The organism is Paragemmobacter kunshanensis, assembly GCF_011059185.1.
Taxonomy (GTDB): Bacteria; Pseudomonadota; Alphaproteobacteria; order Rhodobacterales; family Rhodobacteraceae; genus Paragemmobacter; species Paragemmobacter kunshanensis.
In genome coordinates, this window is record NZ_JAALFE010000021.1 from 41,588 (window position 1) to 55,648 (window position 14,061).

The window sequence follows — 14,061 nt, forward strand, 5'->3', positions numbered from 1 at the left end:
GCCCATCGGGGGGGCGCCCCGCGCCCCCCCGAGCCCCCCCTTGCGCGGAGTGCGATCCTTGGGTTTCGGTCCCTTCCTGTTGCTGGCGCTGATGGAAAGCGCCGTCACCGCGGCGACACTGGCGCTGACGGCGGTCGGCCTGTCGCTGGTCTTTGGCGTGATGCGCGTCGTGAACGTGGCGCATGGCGAATTCTTCATGCTGGGCGCGGTCGCGGCCTGGTTCATCACGAATTTCATCGGCGGCCCGCCCTGGTTCGCCTTCCTCATGGCGCTTGCCCTGGCGCCGCTGGCCGTTGCGGCCATCGCGGCCCTTGCCGACCGGCTGATCCTGAAGCGGCTGGATTACGAACCCGAAGCCACCATCGTGGCCACCATCGGCCTGCTCTACATCTTCCAGCAGGCGGCGCTCTCCTTCTACGGCCCGCAGGCCATGCCGGTGGAGCCGCCCTTCAACTTCCGCATCCAGCTGCCCTGGTTCGGCTATTCGGCCTACAAGCTTTCGGTGATCCTTCTGGCCGCACTGGTGCTGATCGGCGTCTGGCTGTTCCTGACCCGCAGCAAGGCGGGCCTCGTGATGCGGGCAACCCAGGTGGATCGCGAAACCGCCCAGGCCTTCGGCATCGACACCGACCGCGTCTATGCCGCCGTCTTCGCCCTTGGCGCGGGCCTGGCGGCCATCGCCGCCGTGCTGATCGTGCCGATTGCCCAGGCGCATTACCTGATGGGCCATGATCCCCTGCTGCTGGCCTTCATCACCGTCATCGTGGGTGGCCTCGGCTCGCTGCGCGGCACGGTGATCGCGGCCATCCTGATCGGGCTGTCGGACGGGCTGATCGCCTTCTTCTGGTCGCCCACCCTGGCCAAGATCCTGGCCACCCTGCTGGTCGCCATGGTGCTGGTCTTCCGCCCGCAGGGCCTGTTCGGGGCCAGGACGACATGAAGGTCTGGATCCTGCATGTCGCGGTGCTGCTGGCGCTTCTGGTGCTGCTGCTGGTCCTGCCCGCCTATCACGCCACCAATCTGGCGCGGATCATGGTGCTGGCGGTCTTTGCCATCGGCTACAACCTTGCCTTCGGCTATACGGGCCTGCTGTCGCTGGGACATGCGCTGTTCTTCGCGGCCGGGGTCTATGGCGCGGCGCTGCCGGTCACCTATCTGGGCTTTGCGCAACTGCCTGCGCTGATCGCGGGGCTTGTCGCCGGGGCCGTCATGGCCGGGCTGACCGGCCTTCTGGCCCTGCGCACGGCGGGCGTCAGCTTCATGATCGTCACCCTGATGTTCGCGCAGGCCGGCTATCTGTCGCTTCTTTACTTCGGCGAGGTGACGGGCGGCGACGAAGGCCTCGTCCTGCCCGGTGCCGCGGGCCTGATCCCCGGGCTTTCCGCCGATGCCGCCCGCACCACCATAGCCTATGGCCTCTTTGCCCTTGCCCTGATCGCCTCGCTCCTTCTGGTGCGGGGCCGCTTCGGGCGGACCATGGTCGCCATGCGCGAGAATGAGGAACGCTCGCGCATGCTGGGCTACAACCCCTTTGCCGTGAAACTGGCCGCGCTGGTGCTGTCGGGCCTTTTCGCCGGGGCCTCCGGCGCGGCCTATGCGCTGCTTTTCGGCTATGCCGGGGCCAGCTTCGCCACCATCCAGTATTCCATCCTGCCCATGCTCTGGGTGCTGATGGGCGGGGCAGGCACCGTGCTGGGGCCGCTGATCGGCACGGCGGCGATGTTCTACCTTGTCGACATCGCGGGCAGCTATACCACGGCCACGCTTCTCTTTGTCGGGGTGGCGCTGGTGCTGCTGATCCTCTTCGCGCCCAGGGGCATCCTCGGCACGATCCGCGAAAGGTGGCTGCCATGGCTGCCGTGATCCTTTCCGCCCGCGCGCTCACGCGGCATTTCGGGGGCCTGCGTGCCGTGGACGGGGTAGATTTCGACCTGCATCAGGGCGATATCCACGCCCTGATCGGCCCAAATGGCGCGGGAAAGACCACCTTCGTGGGCCTGCTGTCGGGCCGCATCCCCGCCCAATCCGGCACCATCACCCTGGCGGGCGAGGATATCACCAGGCTCCCCGCCCATGCCCGCGTCCGGAAGGGCATCGCCTATACCTTCCAGATCACCTCGGTCTATCCGCGCCTGTCGGTCTTCGACAATGTCGCCCTCGCCGTGCAACAGGGGACAGACCGCGACCTCGGCCCCGCCGTGATGGCGGCGCTTTCCCGCGTCAACCTTGCCGACCGCGCCGAGCAGACCGCAGGCACCCTGTCCTATGGCCACCAGCGCCTGCTGGAAATGGGCATGGGCCTTGCCCTGCGCCCGCGCATCCTGATCCTGGACGAGCCGACACAGGGCCTTGCCAGCGGCGAGATCGCCAATTTCAAGGCCCTGATCCGCAGCCTCGTTCCCGAAACCACCGTGCTGCTGATCGAACACAACATGGACGTGGTCATGGACCTTGCCACCCGCATCACCGTCCTGAACCTGGGCCAGCACCTCGCCACCGGCACCGCGGCCGAGATCCGCGCCAATCCGGCCGTGCAGGATGCCTATCTGGGGGGCCATCATGCTGCGGATTGACGGCCTCTCGGCAGGCTATGGCCCCGTCGGCGTCCTGCATGACCTGACGCTGGAGGCGCGGGCGGCGCAGATCACCTGCATCATGGGACGCAATGGCGCGGGCAAGTCCACGCTGATGAAATGCATCATGGGCCTTGTTCCGGCCTCGCGCGGGTCGATCACGCTGGACGGCGTCGCCCTGCACAGCCTGCCCGCCCATCGCGTGCCGGGCCATGGCGTGGCCTATGTCCCGCAGGGGCGCAGGCTCTTTGGCCCGCTGACCGTGGCCGAGAACCTGCAGATCGGCCTGATGACCCGCAACATGGGCGACGAGACGCGCGACCGCGTCCTCGACCTCTTCCCCCGCCTGCGCGAAAGGCTCGATCAGGTGGCGGCCACGCTTTCGGGGGGCGAGCAGCAGATGCTGGCCATCGGGCGCGCGCTCTGCCTTGAACCCAAGGTGCTGCTCCTCGACGAACCGACCGAGGGGCTGCAACCCTCGATGATCGCGCTGATCCGCGATGTCGTGCTGCGGCTGAAGGAGACGGGCGTGGCCACCATCCTTGTGGAACAGCGCCCCGATGCGGTGCTGCAACTGGCCGATCGTGTGGTCTTCATGGCGAACGGAACCGTGGCCGATTGCAGCGAAAGGGCCGATCTGTCGCCCGACGCACCGCAATTCATGGCCTATGTGGGGGTTTGAATGGGCAATCTCGTCGCCGGGGTCGATGTCGGCGGAACCTTCACCGATCTCGTGATCCTGAACCCCGATACAGGCGCGGTCCGGCTTGCCAAGGTGCCGACCAGCCTGCCCAATCAGGCGCCCGGCGTGCTGAACGCCTTCGATACCGCTGGCGCAGACCTGGCCGATCTTGCCCTGATCGTTCACGGCACCACCACCACGACCAATGCGGTGCTGGAACGCGCGCTCTGCAAGACGGGGCTGATCACCACGCTCGGCTTCCGCGACGTGCTGGAACTGGGCCGCCGCACCCGGCCCCATCCCTATGGCATGACCGGCACCTTCACCCCCGTCATCCCGCGCGACCTGCGCCTTGAAATCCCCGAACGGATGGATGCACAGGGCCGCGTCCTGACACCGCTCGACGAAACCGCGCTGCGCGCCGCCATCGCCAGCCTGCTCGACAAGGGCTGCGAAAGCCTCTGCATCCATTTCCTGCACGCCTATGCCAATCCGGCCCACGAAATCCGCGCCGCCGAAATCGCGCGCGAGCTCTGGCCCAACCCCTACATCACCTGCGGCCATCACCTTCTGTCGGAAAGCCGCGAATTCGAACGCGGCGTCACCGCCGCCGTCAACGCCGCCGTGCAACCCCTGCTGGAGCGCTATGTCTCGCGCCTTGCCGGCGAACTTCGCAGGCGCGGCTATCCCCGCGACCTTCTGGTGATGAACGGCAATGGCGGAATGGTCGAAGCCTCGAAGGTCAGCCGCGAGGCGGTGAAAACCGTCATGTCCGGCCCCGCCTCCGGCGTCATGGCCGCCCTTGCCACAGGCCGCCGCGCCGGTTTCCCCAACCTTCTGACCTATGACATGGGCGGCACCTCCACCGATGTCGCCATGATCCGCAATGGTCGCGCCCCCGTCTCGAACGAAATCGAGGTGGAATATGCCATGCCTATCCATGTCCCCATGGTCGATGTCCGCACCGTGGGCGCGGGCGGCGGGTCCATCGCGCGGGTGGATGCGGGCGGCATGCTGCGCGTCGGCCCCGAAAGCGCAGGCTCCACCCCCGGCCCCATCTGCTATGGCCGGGGCGGCACGCGCGTCACCATCTCGGATGCCAACCTGATCCTTGGCCGCCTGCCGCCCGACCGTTTCGGCCAGGCGGCCGAAGATGCCCGCCGCGCCCTGCAGGACCAGATCGCTGCCCCCCTTGGCCTGTCCGTCGAAGCCGCCGCCGAAGCCGTCATCCGCATCGCCAACACCCATATGGCGGGCGCGATCCGCATGGTCTCCATCTCGCTCGGGGCCGACCCGCGCGACTTTGCCCTCTTCGCCTTCGGCGGCGCGGGGCCCCTCCATGCCACCGCCCTTGCCCGCGAACTCGCCATCCCCCGCGTGCTGATCCCCGCCCGCCCCGGCATCACCAATGCGCTGGGCTGCGTCGTGGCCGACCTGCGCCACGATTTCGTGCGCACGATCAACCGCCCGCTCGACAGCGCCGACATGGACGCCGTCCACGCCATCCTTGCCGCGCAGGAACAGGAAGGCCGCCGCCTGATCGCGGCCGAACGCATCGCGCTGACGGGCGTCACCGCCGAATTCTCGGCCGACATGCAGTTCGTGGGGCAGACCCACCTCCTGCGCATCCCCCTCCCCTCGGCCACCCCCACACGGGCAGAGTTGCAGGAGCGTTTCGAAGCCGCCTATCACGCCCGCTTCCGCGTCAGCCTCCCCTCGATCCGCGCGAACCTCGTGAACCTGAACTGCTCCGTCATCGGCCACCGCCCGGAAACCGATCTTTCCCGCCTGATCGACCCCGCCCACCGCCGCGCCATTGCGGAACCGACAGGCCACCGCACCGTCTGGTTCGGCACACCCCACGAAACCCCCGTCTACTGGCGCGACCACCTGCCGCTTTCCGCCACGATCCACGGCCCCGCCATCATCGAACAGATGGACACCACCACCCTCATCGACCCCGGCTGCACCGTCACGCTGGATGCCGAGGCCAACCTCATCGTCAGCGTGCCGCAATGATCGACCCCGTCACCCTCGCCGTCATTCAAGCGGGCCTGCAACAGGTCTGCGACGAGATGGACCTGACCTTCTCGCGCGCCGCCTTCTCGCCCGTGATCGCCGAGGCCGATGACCGCTCCGATGGCATCTATTCCGCCACCGACGGATCGCTGATCGCCCAAGGGTCGCGCGGCCTGCCGGTTTTCGTCGGCACCATGCAATTCTCCACCCGCCATCTGGTGGAACGGATCGCCAGCGGCGAAACCCTGCCGCCAGAGCCGGGCGACATCTACATCGTGAACGACCCCTATCTTGGCGGCACCCACCTGATGGATGTCCGCTTTGCCATGCCCTTCTGGCGGAATGGCGAAATCTTCTGCTGGCTGTCGAATACCGGCCACTGGCCCGATACCGGCGGCGCGGTTCCCGGCGGATTCTCTGCCTCCGCCATCAGCGCCGAACAGGAAGGGCTGCGCCTGCCGCCCGTGAAACTGTTCAAGCGCGGCCAGATGGATGCCGAAATCTACCAGATCATCTGCTCCAACATCCGCGTGTCCGAACAGCGGATCGGCGATGTGCAGGCGCAGGCCTCGGCCCTGCTGGTGGGTGCTGACCGCCTGACCCAACTCCTCGACCGCTACGGCGACGCCACGGTGTCAGAGGCCATCGCCCATATGCGCGCCCTTGCCGCCCGCCAGATGCGGGCCAACCTCGCCCTCATCCCCGAAGGCCGCTACCACGCCACGGCCACCGTGGATTCCGACGGCGTCATCAACGAACCCCTCACCATCGCCCTTTCCGTCACCCGCGCAGCCGAGAGCCTGACCTTCGACTTCGCCGGATCATCGCCCCCCTGCATGGGGCCGATGAACTCTGTCCGCGCCACCACGCTCTCCTCCGTCTACCTCGCCATGCGCCACATCTTCCCCGATGTGCCCATCAGCGCGGGCGCCTTCGAACCCCTCGTCATCACCGGCATCGAAGGCACCTTCCTCGATGCCCATTACCCCCGCCCCGTCTCGGGCTGCGCGGCCGAAGTGTCCCAGCGCATCGCCGAAGCCGTCTTCGCCGCGCTGGTGCAGGCCCTCCCCGACCGCGTCACCGCCGCCCCTGCCGGAACCTCGGGCAATTTCGGCCTCGGCGGGCATGATCCCGAAAAGGGCCGCGACTATGTGATGTATCAGATCTCGGGCGGCGGCTATGGCGGCAATCTCCATCACGACGGCCTGTCCAACGGCTGCTCCACCATCGGCATCTCCAAGGCCCCCCCGGTCGAGATCATGGAACAGTCCTTCCCCGTCCTCTACCGCCGCTACGCATTGCATGAGGGGTCGGGCGGCGCGGGCCAGCATCGCGGCGGCTTCGGCCTCGACTACGAAATCGAACTCCTGCGCGGCAGCGCCCGCGCCTCCTTCGTCATGGATCACGGCCGCACCGGCCCGCAGGGCGCGCAGGGCGGGCAGGATGGCGCGGTCAACCGGGTAGAGGTGATCCGCAACGGCGAAACCCTCATCCCCGAACACCTGTCCAAGGCGCAGGACATCCCCCTGTCGCCCGGCGACCGCGTCCGCGTCCGCACCCCCGGCGGGGGCGGCTACGGCAACCCCGCCGACCGCGACCCCGCGCTGGTGGCCGAAGACATCCGCCTTGGCCGCTACGATCCTGCCACCGCACGGCGGCTCTGGCCCGGAAAGGCCTAGCGCGTCTATCCGATCCGTTATCAGTCTGATTGCCCCGGCACGGCAGCGCCGTTATCCTGCCGCCCAGGATCGGCCCCGGCGCAACAAGCCCGGCCCCCAGGAAACAGGACCCGGCGCTTGAAGAATATCCTGATCGTCAGCTTCGATGACGCCGTCGCCCCCTGGCCCTATCGCAGCTGCTTTGGCGAACCCCTGCAGATGCCCAATCTCGACGCGCTCTGCGAACAGGCGACGGTCTTCCTCTCGGCCTATGCCCAGGCCCCGATCTGCGGGCCGTCCCGCGCCTCGATGATGTCCTCGCGCCTGCCGCATCAGCTGGATATCCTGAACAATTCCACCTTCCTCTTCGACAGGGTCAAACCACAGGCCTGCTGGATCCACGATCTGAAGGCGGGCGGCTATTTCTGCTCCTCGGGCGGCAAGATCCACCACAAGCCCACACTCATGCGCGGCCATCACCGCAAGCTCTATTCCGATGACCGCAAGATCTTTGACGGCGACATGCGCCTGCCGCGCGAATTGCGCAAACGCTCCCGCTCTTTCGGCGGGCACCGCCTTGGCCGCGGAACGGTCGATGGCACAGATGACGCCTTCTTCTTCGATCATCAGGTGGCCGAATCCGCCATCGAATTCCTCGACAGCTACCAAGGCGACCAACCCTTCTACCGCGAGGTGGGCTTCTACAGCCCGCATGGCCCCTTCATCACCCCCGCCCGCTTCAAGGAGGCCTATGACGCCACCAATCTCCGCCCGCCCGGGGATTGGGCAGGCTATGTCGCCGACAGCCCCCATGTGATCCGCAACATCCCCGAGAACACGGATCTCCGCGATCTCGACTACTGGCAGAAAAGCGTGCGGAACTACTTCTCCGCCTATAGTCACGGCGATTACCATCTGGGCCGCGTCCTGGCCGCGCTCCGCGCCTCGCGCCATGCCGACAACACCATTGTCGTCGTCCTGTCCGATCACGGCTTCCACCTTGGCAACCGCAATCTCTTCCGCAAGTCGACGCTGTGGGAACAGACCTTGCACGTCCCCCTGATCATCCATGACCCATCCCGCAAGGGCGCGCAGGTGATCACGGATCCCGTGGCGCTTGTGGATGTCGGGCCGACCCTTCTCGATCTGGCGGGGATTCCCTGCCCGGAAATGGCGGCGGGCCGCTCGCTCCGCCCGATGATGGAGGAAGGCAGCCGCGATCCAGACCGGATCATCCCCTCCTTCTATGGGCGGATCCTGTCCATCCGCAAAGGCGACTATCGCCTCATCCGCTATGCGGGCGATGATCTGCAACTCTTCGATCTGCGCAGCGATTACTGGCAGTTGCGCGATCTGGGCCGGGATCATCCCGCCTTTGCACCGATGCTGCGCGCCATGGATGACTGGGCGGCCTCCGTCGGCTATTCCTATCCCGAAGCCGAAGCCGATCCCGCCCTCGCCCCCGCGGATGAGGAAGAATGACCTCCTCCCCCAAGGATCCCTGCTGCGCGCCCTCCTCCGGCCTGACCGTGCCCAGGGAAACAACGCCCCTCCCACCCGAAGGTGGTGCCTCAACGGAATTGCGCGCCGAGATCCGCGCCCTGATGCGCCCCATCCCCGGCGGTTTCTGCGAGATGGGCAGCCCGCGCGCGCGCTATGCCGTGGATCGCGACAGCCCGCGCCGCCGTGTCCGCCTCGATGAATTCCGGATGACGGCAACCACCATCACGAACCGCCTCTTCGCGCGCTTCGTGCAGGAAAGCGGCCATCGCAGCACCGCCGAACGGGCGGGCTGGTCCTTCGTCTTCCACCTGCATCTGGCCCGGCCCGATCGCCACCTGGCCCATCCCCCCGGCACCCCCTGGTGGCGGCAGGTGCAGGGCGCGGACTGGGCCCATCCCGAAGGCCCCGACAGCAGCATCGCGGATCGCCCCGATCACCCGGTCGTGCATGTCTCATGGGAGGATGCGGCAGCCTTCGCCCGCTTCACCGGCACCGCCCTGCCGACCGAGGCGCAATGGGAACATGCCGCACGCGGCGGCCTGCGCCGGATGCGCTTTCCCTGGGGCAACGAGATGGCCCCCGCGGGCCAGCACCGCCACAACACCTGGCAGGGCGATTTCCCCCTGCGCGACACGGGCGAAGACGGCTTTGCCGGCACCGCCCCGGCCCTCAGCTTCGCGCCGAACGGATACGGGCTTTACAACATGACGGGCAATGTCTGGGAATGGGTGGCCGACTGGTTCGGCGACCTGCCACCCAGCCGCCTGCCCCCGGTCGCCAACCCGTCAGGCCCGCCCCAGGGCACGGCGCGCGTGATGCGGGGCGGATCGCATCTCTGCCACGCCTCCTATTGCGAACGCTACTTCGTCCATTCCCGCAGCCACAACACGCCCGACAGCACGACAGGCCATATCGGCTTCCGCCTCGCCCTTCCCGCGGAAGGCTGACCCGGCTTTCCAGATTTGGGATGATGGTGCCCCCAGAGGGGCTCGAACCCCCGACCCCCTGATTACAAAACACAATCTGGCCGTTGTCCTAGGTGATGCGGAAAAGTCCAACAAAGGCCACGGAGGTTTTCATCTACCAATAAAAACAAGGGCGTGAGTGCTTTCTCGCACGCACGGCACGTCCCGGGTCGTCCATTGCCGTCCACCAAGAGCCACCCGTCCCGTGCAAGATTTCTGCAAGAGATGGAAGCCATGAAGACCAACCTAACGGACACCTTCATCAGGGGCATCAAACCTCCAAAGGCCCGCTACGACACCTACTTCGACGCCAAGCATCCGGGTCTTTGCCTTCGCGTCAGCTTCACCGGATCGATGGTCTGGGTTGTCCAAAAGAAGGTGAAGGGTGGCCCGCGTATCCATGTCACCCTTGGCAGCTACCCTGCCGTTTCGCTCAAGGCGGCACGGGAACAGGCGTATGCCATTCAGGCGGAGGCAGAGGCCGGGATCGACCGCGTGGCAAAGGCCAAGGAAGCTGCCGCAGCGAAAGAGGCCGCAAAGCTTGCTGCACGAAGCGTGAAGGACATTCTGGACATCTACATCGCCTCGCACCTTGAACAGAACCTGAAGCCCGGAAAGGCACGGGAAGATCGGATTGCCCAACTGCGCCGTCACTTGGGGCCGCTCATGACTACGCGCATCAACAGTGTCACCCGCGCACAGTTGCAGATGATCGTCGATGCCAAGGCAGCCGAAGGCAAGCCGGTGATGGCGAACCGCATTCGCGCTGCCTTTACGGCCTTCTTCGGTTGGGCAGAGAAGCGCGGGCACATTGACCAAGACCCTTCGCAGCGCTTGCAGAAGGCGGCGAAGGAAAAACCTCGGACGCGTACCCCTTCCATAGAAGAGGTCCGGGAAATCTGGGCCGCTACGTTCGAACAAGGCCCGCTGTGGGGGGCCTACTTCCGGCTTTGCATCCTTACCGGCCAGCGTTCGCGGTCCGATGTCATGGCGATGCGATGGGAATGGATCGACTGGGAAAAGACCCGTTACTGCATTCCCGACCCGAAAAACGGACAGCCGCACGTGGTGCATCTCAGCCCCGCTGCCCTAAAGGAAATCTTGACGCTTCGCCCCGACGGGATCACCCCGAAGACAGGGTTGGTTCTGTCGACAAACGGAAAGACCCCCATGTCGGGCTTCGCCAAACCCAAGCACCGTCTGGACACCACCGTGAACGCTGAAAGGGCGAAGCTTGGAAAGCCTGCGATGCCTGAATGGTGGATGCACGACCTACGGCGCGCCCAAGCGACTGCCTTGGCTGAGGCGGGTGTCGATGAAGGTGTGGTCGACCGCATTCAGAACCACGTCGCCGTTGGAAGCCGTGCAAGCGCTGTGGCGGGGGTCTACAATCGCGCCCAAAAGCTGGTCGAACGCGCCAAGGCGCTGGACCTGTGGGCGGACATGGTCACAGGAGATCGTGCTGTTGTCGTCAGCCTTGGCGAAAGCAAACATCACCTAAGCGCATAGCATAACGGCCCCGGATGCCGGGGCCGAAGATAGGTTTCTGACAGCCTATAAAAAGGAACTATCGCCCCACAGAAACCCGCTCGGGCTGAGCAATCTAGGCGACAACACCGTTTTACCCGCCGTTCCTTTTTGGCTCACGATCTGCGCGGTGAGTAATGGGCTGCAAGCGCCAGTGCGACCGCAGCCAACCAAAGAACCGCTGCTAGAAACTGGTCACCGAAAGCTAGGGGCCTCGACCCTGCCCAAGCCAGAGCGACCACACAAAAGCCGAGCAAACAGATGACCCCGAGGGTTGCCCAAAGGTCGCGGGCTCGAATGGCAAATGCCAACGGTAGAACCAGCGACGGCAAGCCGAAGACAAGGGACAACAAGAAAAGCAAGTCAGTAGCACCACTGTGCATGTTTCATCTCCTGTAGTTGATGAGTTGGGTTGGCTTTTCCGGCTTAGCGGCGACGGATGGTCAACAGCGCTTCGGCCAAATCCAGTGCGTCGTCTGCCCAGAACGTCGATGGGCGCGGATGCGCAACTCCTTGCCCCCGAACAGCGCGACACGACAGCACGCGAAGCAGCCACGCTTGGGGAACGGCTTCCCGACCTAGGGCAGCCCCCAGCAACGCACCTGCAATGGCGGCGTTTGTGTCCGTGTCCCCTCCAGACATCACCGTTTCCACAAGTGCTTCGGTGAAGTCCTGCTCGCCCCACAGCCTATGGAAGGCGTTGCCGAAGGCGATCAGTACCCAGCCCTGCTGACGGGTGAAACTGGCAGGCAAGCTGTGCCGGGCCTCAAGCAAGGTCCGTCGGATTTCTGCAGCACCTGCATCGTCGCCTGCGTTCGCGTAAGCCTCGGCCCACATGGCTCGCCGGTTCGCCCCGGCCACGCCTGCTGCGATGGCTGCCGCGAAGGCGGCAGAGGCCGCTTGGCACACAGGATGGGGATGGGTCATCGCCGCGTCCTGCCGCGCCCATGCAGCTGCCTTCGAGGGATCGCCTGCTGATGCAATCCCGATAGGCGCGACCCGCATCAATGCCCCATTCGCCTGACTTGGGGACTTCCCCTTACCTCGACCCGCCAAAGCCTTGATGCCTTCTGCGGTGGTGGACCCCGCGTCGAATGGGTGTGAAGCCAGCCAGTCGATGTACCCCTTTGCTACACGCTCCTGTTCAAAACCATCGCCAGCAACCAAGGCACGGGCCAAAGTCAGCGCCAACTCGCCATCGTCGGTCGGCTGCCCTGCCAGCAGGTTCCATGTCCCGCCCGGCAGCAGGTGGCGTAGGCCGCCCGGATGGCGTGAACGGATCGTCGAAGGGTCCAGGAACTCTACCTGCGACCCTAGCGCATCGCCTGCCAGCAGGCCCACCAGAGCCCCCTGTGCCCGCCGCAGCGGGCCAATGGCCGCAGTTCGAACCTTGGGCAGCACAGGATGCCGTTCCACGCGAGAACCACCTTTTACGCCACGCTCCTGCACCACCTGCACGATCTCTGGCCGACCACCTATGCAGCCGTGGACATGCAGTTTCTGACCGTGGCTGATGGGCGCACCGTTCAAGTCGACCAATGTCCCGCCCACAGCGTTCAGCAGCGCGTGGCCAGCGGCAACATCGTAGCTGTCGAGAGCCGGTGTAAGGCTGACCGCCACATCGACCTCCCCCGCAGCAGCCAGCGCTAGACGGTAGGCAATGGACGGCATGGCCAGCACGCCTGCCGGTGCGAAGGTGGAATGGTTGTGGGCGGCATAGTCGCCCGCCTGTTCGTTCAGGCAGATCAGCGTGGAGTGGTCATAGCCTTTGGCGGTCGCGGGTTGGGCGGGCCAAGGTGCACGGGTTGTGGGCACGTACGGCGCAGGACGCGGACCGACAGGCAGCATTGGCTTGCCGTTCCGCGTCGGGACCATGCCTTCCGCCCAGACGAACAGGTCGCCTCCATCATCCGGCGCAGTCGGTGCGTACACGACACCCAGCACCGGCTGCCCTTGCCGCACAAGCGCAACGGACATAGCAGAGCCACGAAGGCCCCTCTGGAAGGCCGTGGTGCCGTCCTGCGGATCGACCATCCAGCAGTCGGCGTGGCCCTGTTTACGACGAGGCAGTTCCTCTCCATGCCAGTCGCAGGGATGCAAGGCCAGAAGGGCCTGCATCAATTCGGCTTCTACCTGCATGTCGACAGGACATTTGCCGGGCGTCCCGCGCGGGCCACCAGGACGGTGGAACTCCGCTCGGATCAGCGCGCCCGCAGACACCACGGCCTGCACAACAGCAGGCAGAAGGTGGGCGGGATGGGGAACGTTTTCGTTTGACATCGGGGCATCCTTTCCGGTTTCTGGATGACACCTTTTGCACCTTCCCCTGACGTGCCCGACCTTCCGTCGGAATTTTCCGCATTGGAGCTATATGGACTACCTAGGCTTTTACTGGACATTGCCCGTCAACTGGGCAGGCTTCACTTCACTACCCAAAGACGCCGATGAAGCCGCAAAGGCCAGCCGCACGATCCGTTACCAAGTGGAACGTGTGAGGCGCTGGGTTAAGGACAATAAGGGCAACCTCTTGCGCGAAGTGGTCTTTATGGATGTCCGGCCCGACAGAGGAACTAAGGCCATACAGTCAGAGATTGGCAAACTGCTTACCGAAGCCGGAAAGAGATCCGCTGGGCTTGTTCTTGTTGACTTCACACAGGCCTTCGGCTGGCGACCGCACGGACCGTTGTTTGACATGATCCTGCAAAAGGATAACTGCGTGCTGTTGCCACCCGAACCGATGCTTCTTGAGGGAAAGCTCTGGGACCCGGTTGAACACTTTCGTGCATGGCGAGAGGTGGACTTCGCCCACCGATCCGCGAAACAACAGGCCAAGGACACCGTGCTCGCTGCAATGACCGACCTCAAGGTCGATGGTGCTAGCTATGCAAGCATAGCCCAAGAGTTGAATGGTATGGGCGTCAAAACCGTCAATGGCCGGCCTTGGACAGCTGATAACGTCAGAAAATTCATGGCACAGGCCTAACGCCAATATCACGTTTTCGTGATTTGGATGGGCGCGCTTGTATCACACCCATGATAACGTCGAAGCGCATTTATCGGGTAAACCCCCGCCAGAGCCATGCCGGTCAGAAAGCGTAGGGCAATCGCACCCTCTGGCCCCAAAAAGGGCAGTG

Annotated in this window: 11 protein-coding genes; 10 read left to right on the forward strand and 1 reads right to left on the reverse strand. The window is 65.2% G+C overall.

Annotated elements, in window-relative coordinates; all coding sequences use genetic code 11:
* The first annotated feature begins 58 nt into the window (after window positions 1–58).
* The 9 genes from G5V65_RS17605 to G5V65_RS17645 all read left to right on the forward strand — a co-directional run bounded on the left by G5V65_RS17605 (window position 59) and on the right by G5V65_RS17645 (window position 10,909).
* The gene (locus G5V65_RS17605; RefSeq protein WP_165052694.1) at window positions 59–940 is read left to right on the forward strand and encodes a branched-chain amino acid ABC transporter permease; all 882 of its coding nucleotides are present in this window, start codon (window positions 59–61) and stop codon (window positions 938–940) included.
* Window positions 937–1,863, forward strand: a complete 927-nt coding sequence (locus tag G5V65_RS17610; protein ID WP_165052697.1) for a branched-chain amino acid ABC transporter permease — start codon at window positions 937–939, stop codon at window positions 1,861–1,863. Before G5V65_RS17605 ends, G5V65_RS17610 begins: the two co-directional genes overlap by 4 nt.
* The gene (locus G5V65_RS17615) at window positions 1,851–2,573 is read left to right on the forward strand and encodes an ABC transporter ATP-binding protein (protein WP_165052700.1); all 723 of its coding nucleotides are present in this window, start codon (window positions 1,851–1,853) and stop codon (window positions 2,571–2,573) included. Before G5V65_RS17610 ends, G5V65_RS17615 begins: the two co-directional genes overlap by 13 nt.
* Window positions 2,560–3,255, forward strand: coding sequence for an ABC transporter ATP-binding protein (locus G5V65_RS17620; protein WP_165052701.1), 696 nt, complete (start codon window positions 2,560–2,562; stop codon window positions 3,253–3,255). The genes G5V65_RS17615 and G5V65_RS17620 overlap by 14 nt, the downstream gene beginning before the upstream one ends.
* Window positions 3,256–5,274 (forward strand): hydantoinase/oxoprolinase family protein, encoded by a 2,019-nt coding sequence (locus G5V65_RS17625; protein ID WP_165052704.1) that lies wholly within the window; start codon window positions 3,256–3,258, stop codon window positions 5,272–5,274.
* Window positions 5,271–6,953, forward strand: a complete 1,683-nt coding sequence (locus G5V65_RS17630; protein WP_165052707.1) for a hydantoinase B/oxoprolinase family protein — start codon at window positions 5,271–5,273, stop codon at window positions 6,951–6,953. Before G5V65_RS17625 ends, G5V65_RS17630 begins: the two co-directional genes overlap by 4 nt.
* Before the next feature lie 117 nt (window positions 6,954–7,070).
* A complete protein-coding gene (locus tag G5V65_RS17635; RefSeq protein WP_165052710.1) occupies window positions 7,071–8,414 on the forward strand; it encodes a sulfatase-like hydrolase/transferase in 1,344 nt (447 codons plus the stop codon).
* Window positions 8,411–9,382: a formylglycine-generating enzyme family protein gene (locus G5V65_RS17640; RefSeq protein WP_165052712.1), complete on the forward strand. Its 972-nt coding sequence runs from the start codon at window positions 8,411–8,413 to the stop codon at window positions 9,380–9,382. The genes G5V65_RS17635 and G5V65_RS17640 overlap by 4 nt, the downstream gene beginning before the upstream one ends.
* 243 nt (window positions 9,383–9,625) lie before the next feature.
* A complete protein-coding gene (locus G5V65_RS17645; RefSeq protein ID WP_165052715.1) occupies window positions 9,626–10,909 on the forward strand; it encodes a tyrosine-type recombinase/integrase in 1,284 nt (427 codons plus the stop codon).
* A 444-nt stretch (window positions 10,910–11,353) separates the two neighbouring features.
* On the opposite strand, the gene G5V65_RS17650 is transcribed toward G5V65_RS17645, so the two are convergent.
* On the reverse strand, window positions 11,354–13,207 hold the full coding sequence (locus G5V65_RS17650) for an inositol monophosphatase family protein (RefSeq protein WP_165052718.1): 1,854 nt from the start codon (window positions 13,205–13,207) through the stop codon (window positions 11,354–11,356).
* Between the two features lie 91 nt (window positions 13,208–13,298).
* Between G5V65_RS17650 and G5V65_RS17655 the strand changes: the two genes are divergently transcribed.
* Complete coding sequence (locus G5V65_RS17655; protein WP_165052721.1) at window positions 13,299–13,910, forward strand: recombinase family protein; 612 nt, start codon at window positions 13,299–13,301, stop codon at window positions 13,908–13,910.
* The last annotated feature ends 151 nt before the right edge of the window (window positions 13,911–14,061 follow it).

Excerpts from the sequence above, each read along its gene's own strand:
- G5V65_RS17620 (WP_165052701.1), top strand. The coding sequence starts at position 2,560 with ATGCTGCGGATTGACGGCCTCTCGGCAGGCTATGGCCCCGTCGGCGTC.
- G5V65_RS17655 (WP_165052721.1), top strand. The coding sequence starts at position 13,299 with ATGGACTACCTAGGCTTTTACTGGACATTGCCCGTCAACTGGGCAGGC.
- G5V65_RS17610 (WP_165052697.1), top strand. The coding sequence starts at position 937 with ATGAAGGTCTGGATCCTGCATGTCGCGGTGCTGCTGGCGCTTCTGGTG.
- G5V65_RS17640 (WP_165052712.1), top strand. The coding sequence starts at position 8,411 with ATGACCTCCTCCCCCAAGGATCCCTGCTGCGCGCCCTCCTCCGGCCTG.
- G5V65_RS17645 (WP_165052715.1), top strand. The coding sequence starts at position 9,626 with ATGGAAGCCATGAAGACCAACCTAACGGACACCTTCATCAGGGGCATC.
- G5V65_RS17650 (WP_165052718.1), bottom strand. The coding sequence starts at position 13,207 with ATGTCAAACGAAAACGTTCCCCATCCCGCCCACCTTCTGCCTGCTGTT.
- G5V65_RS17630 (WP_165052707.1), top strand. The coding sequence starts at position 5,271 with ATGATCGACCCCGTCACCCTCGCCGTCATTCAAGCGGGCCTGCAACAG.
- G5V65_RS17625 (WP_165052704.1), top strand. The coding sequence starts at position 3,256 with ATGGGCAATCTCGTCGCCGGGGTCGATGTCGGCGGAACCTTCACCGAT.
- G5V65_RS17615 (WP_165052700.1), top strand. The coding sequence starts at position 1,851 with ATGGCTGCCGTGATCCTTTCCGCCCGCGCGCTCACGCGGCATTTCGGG.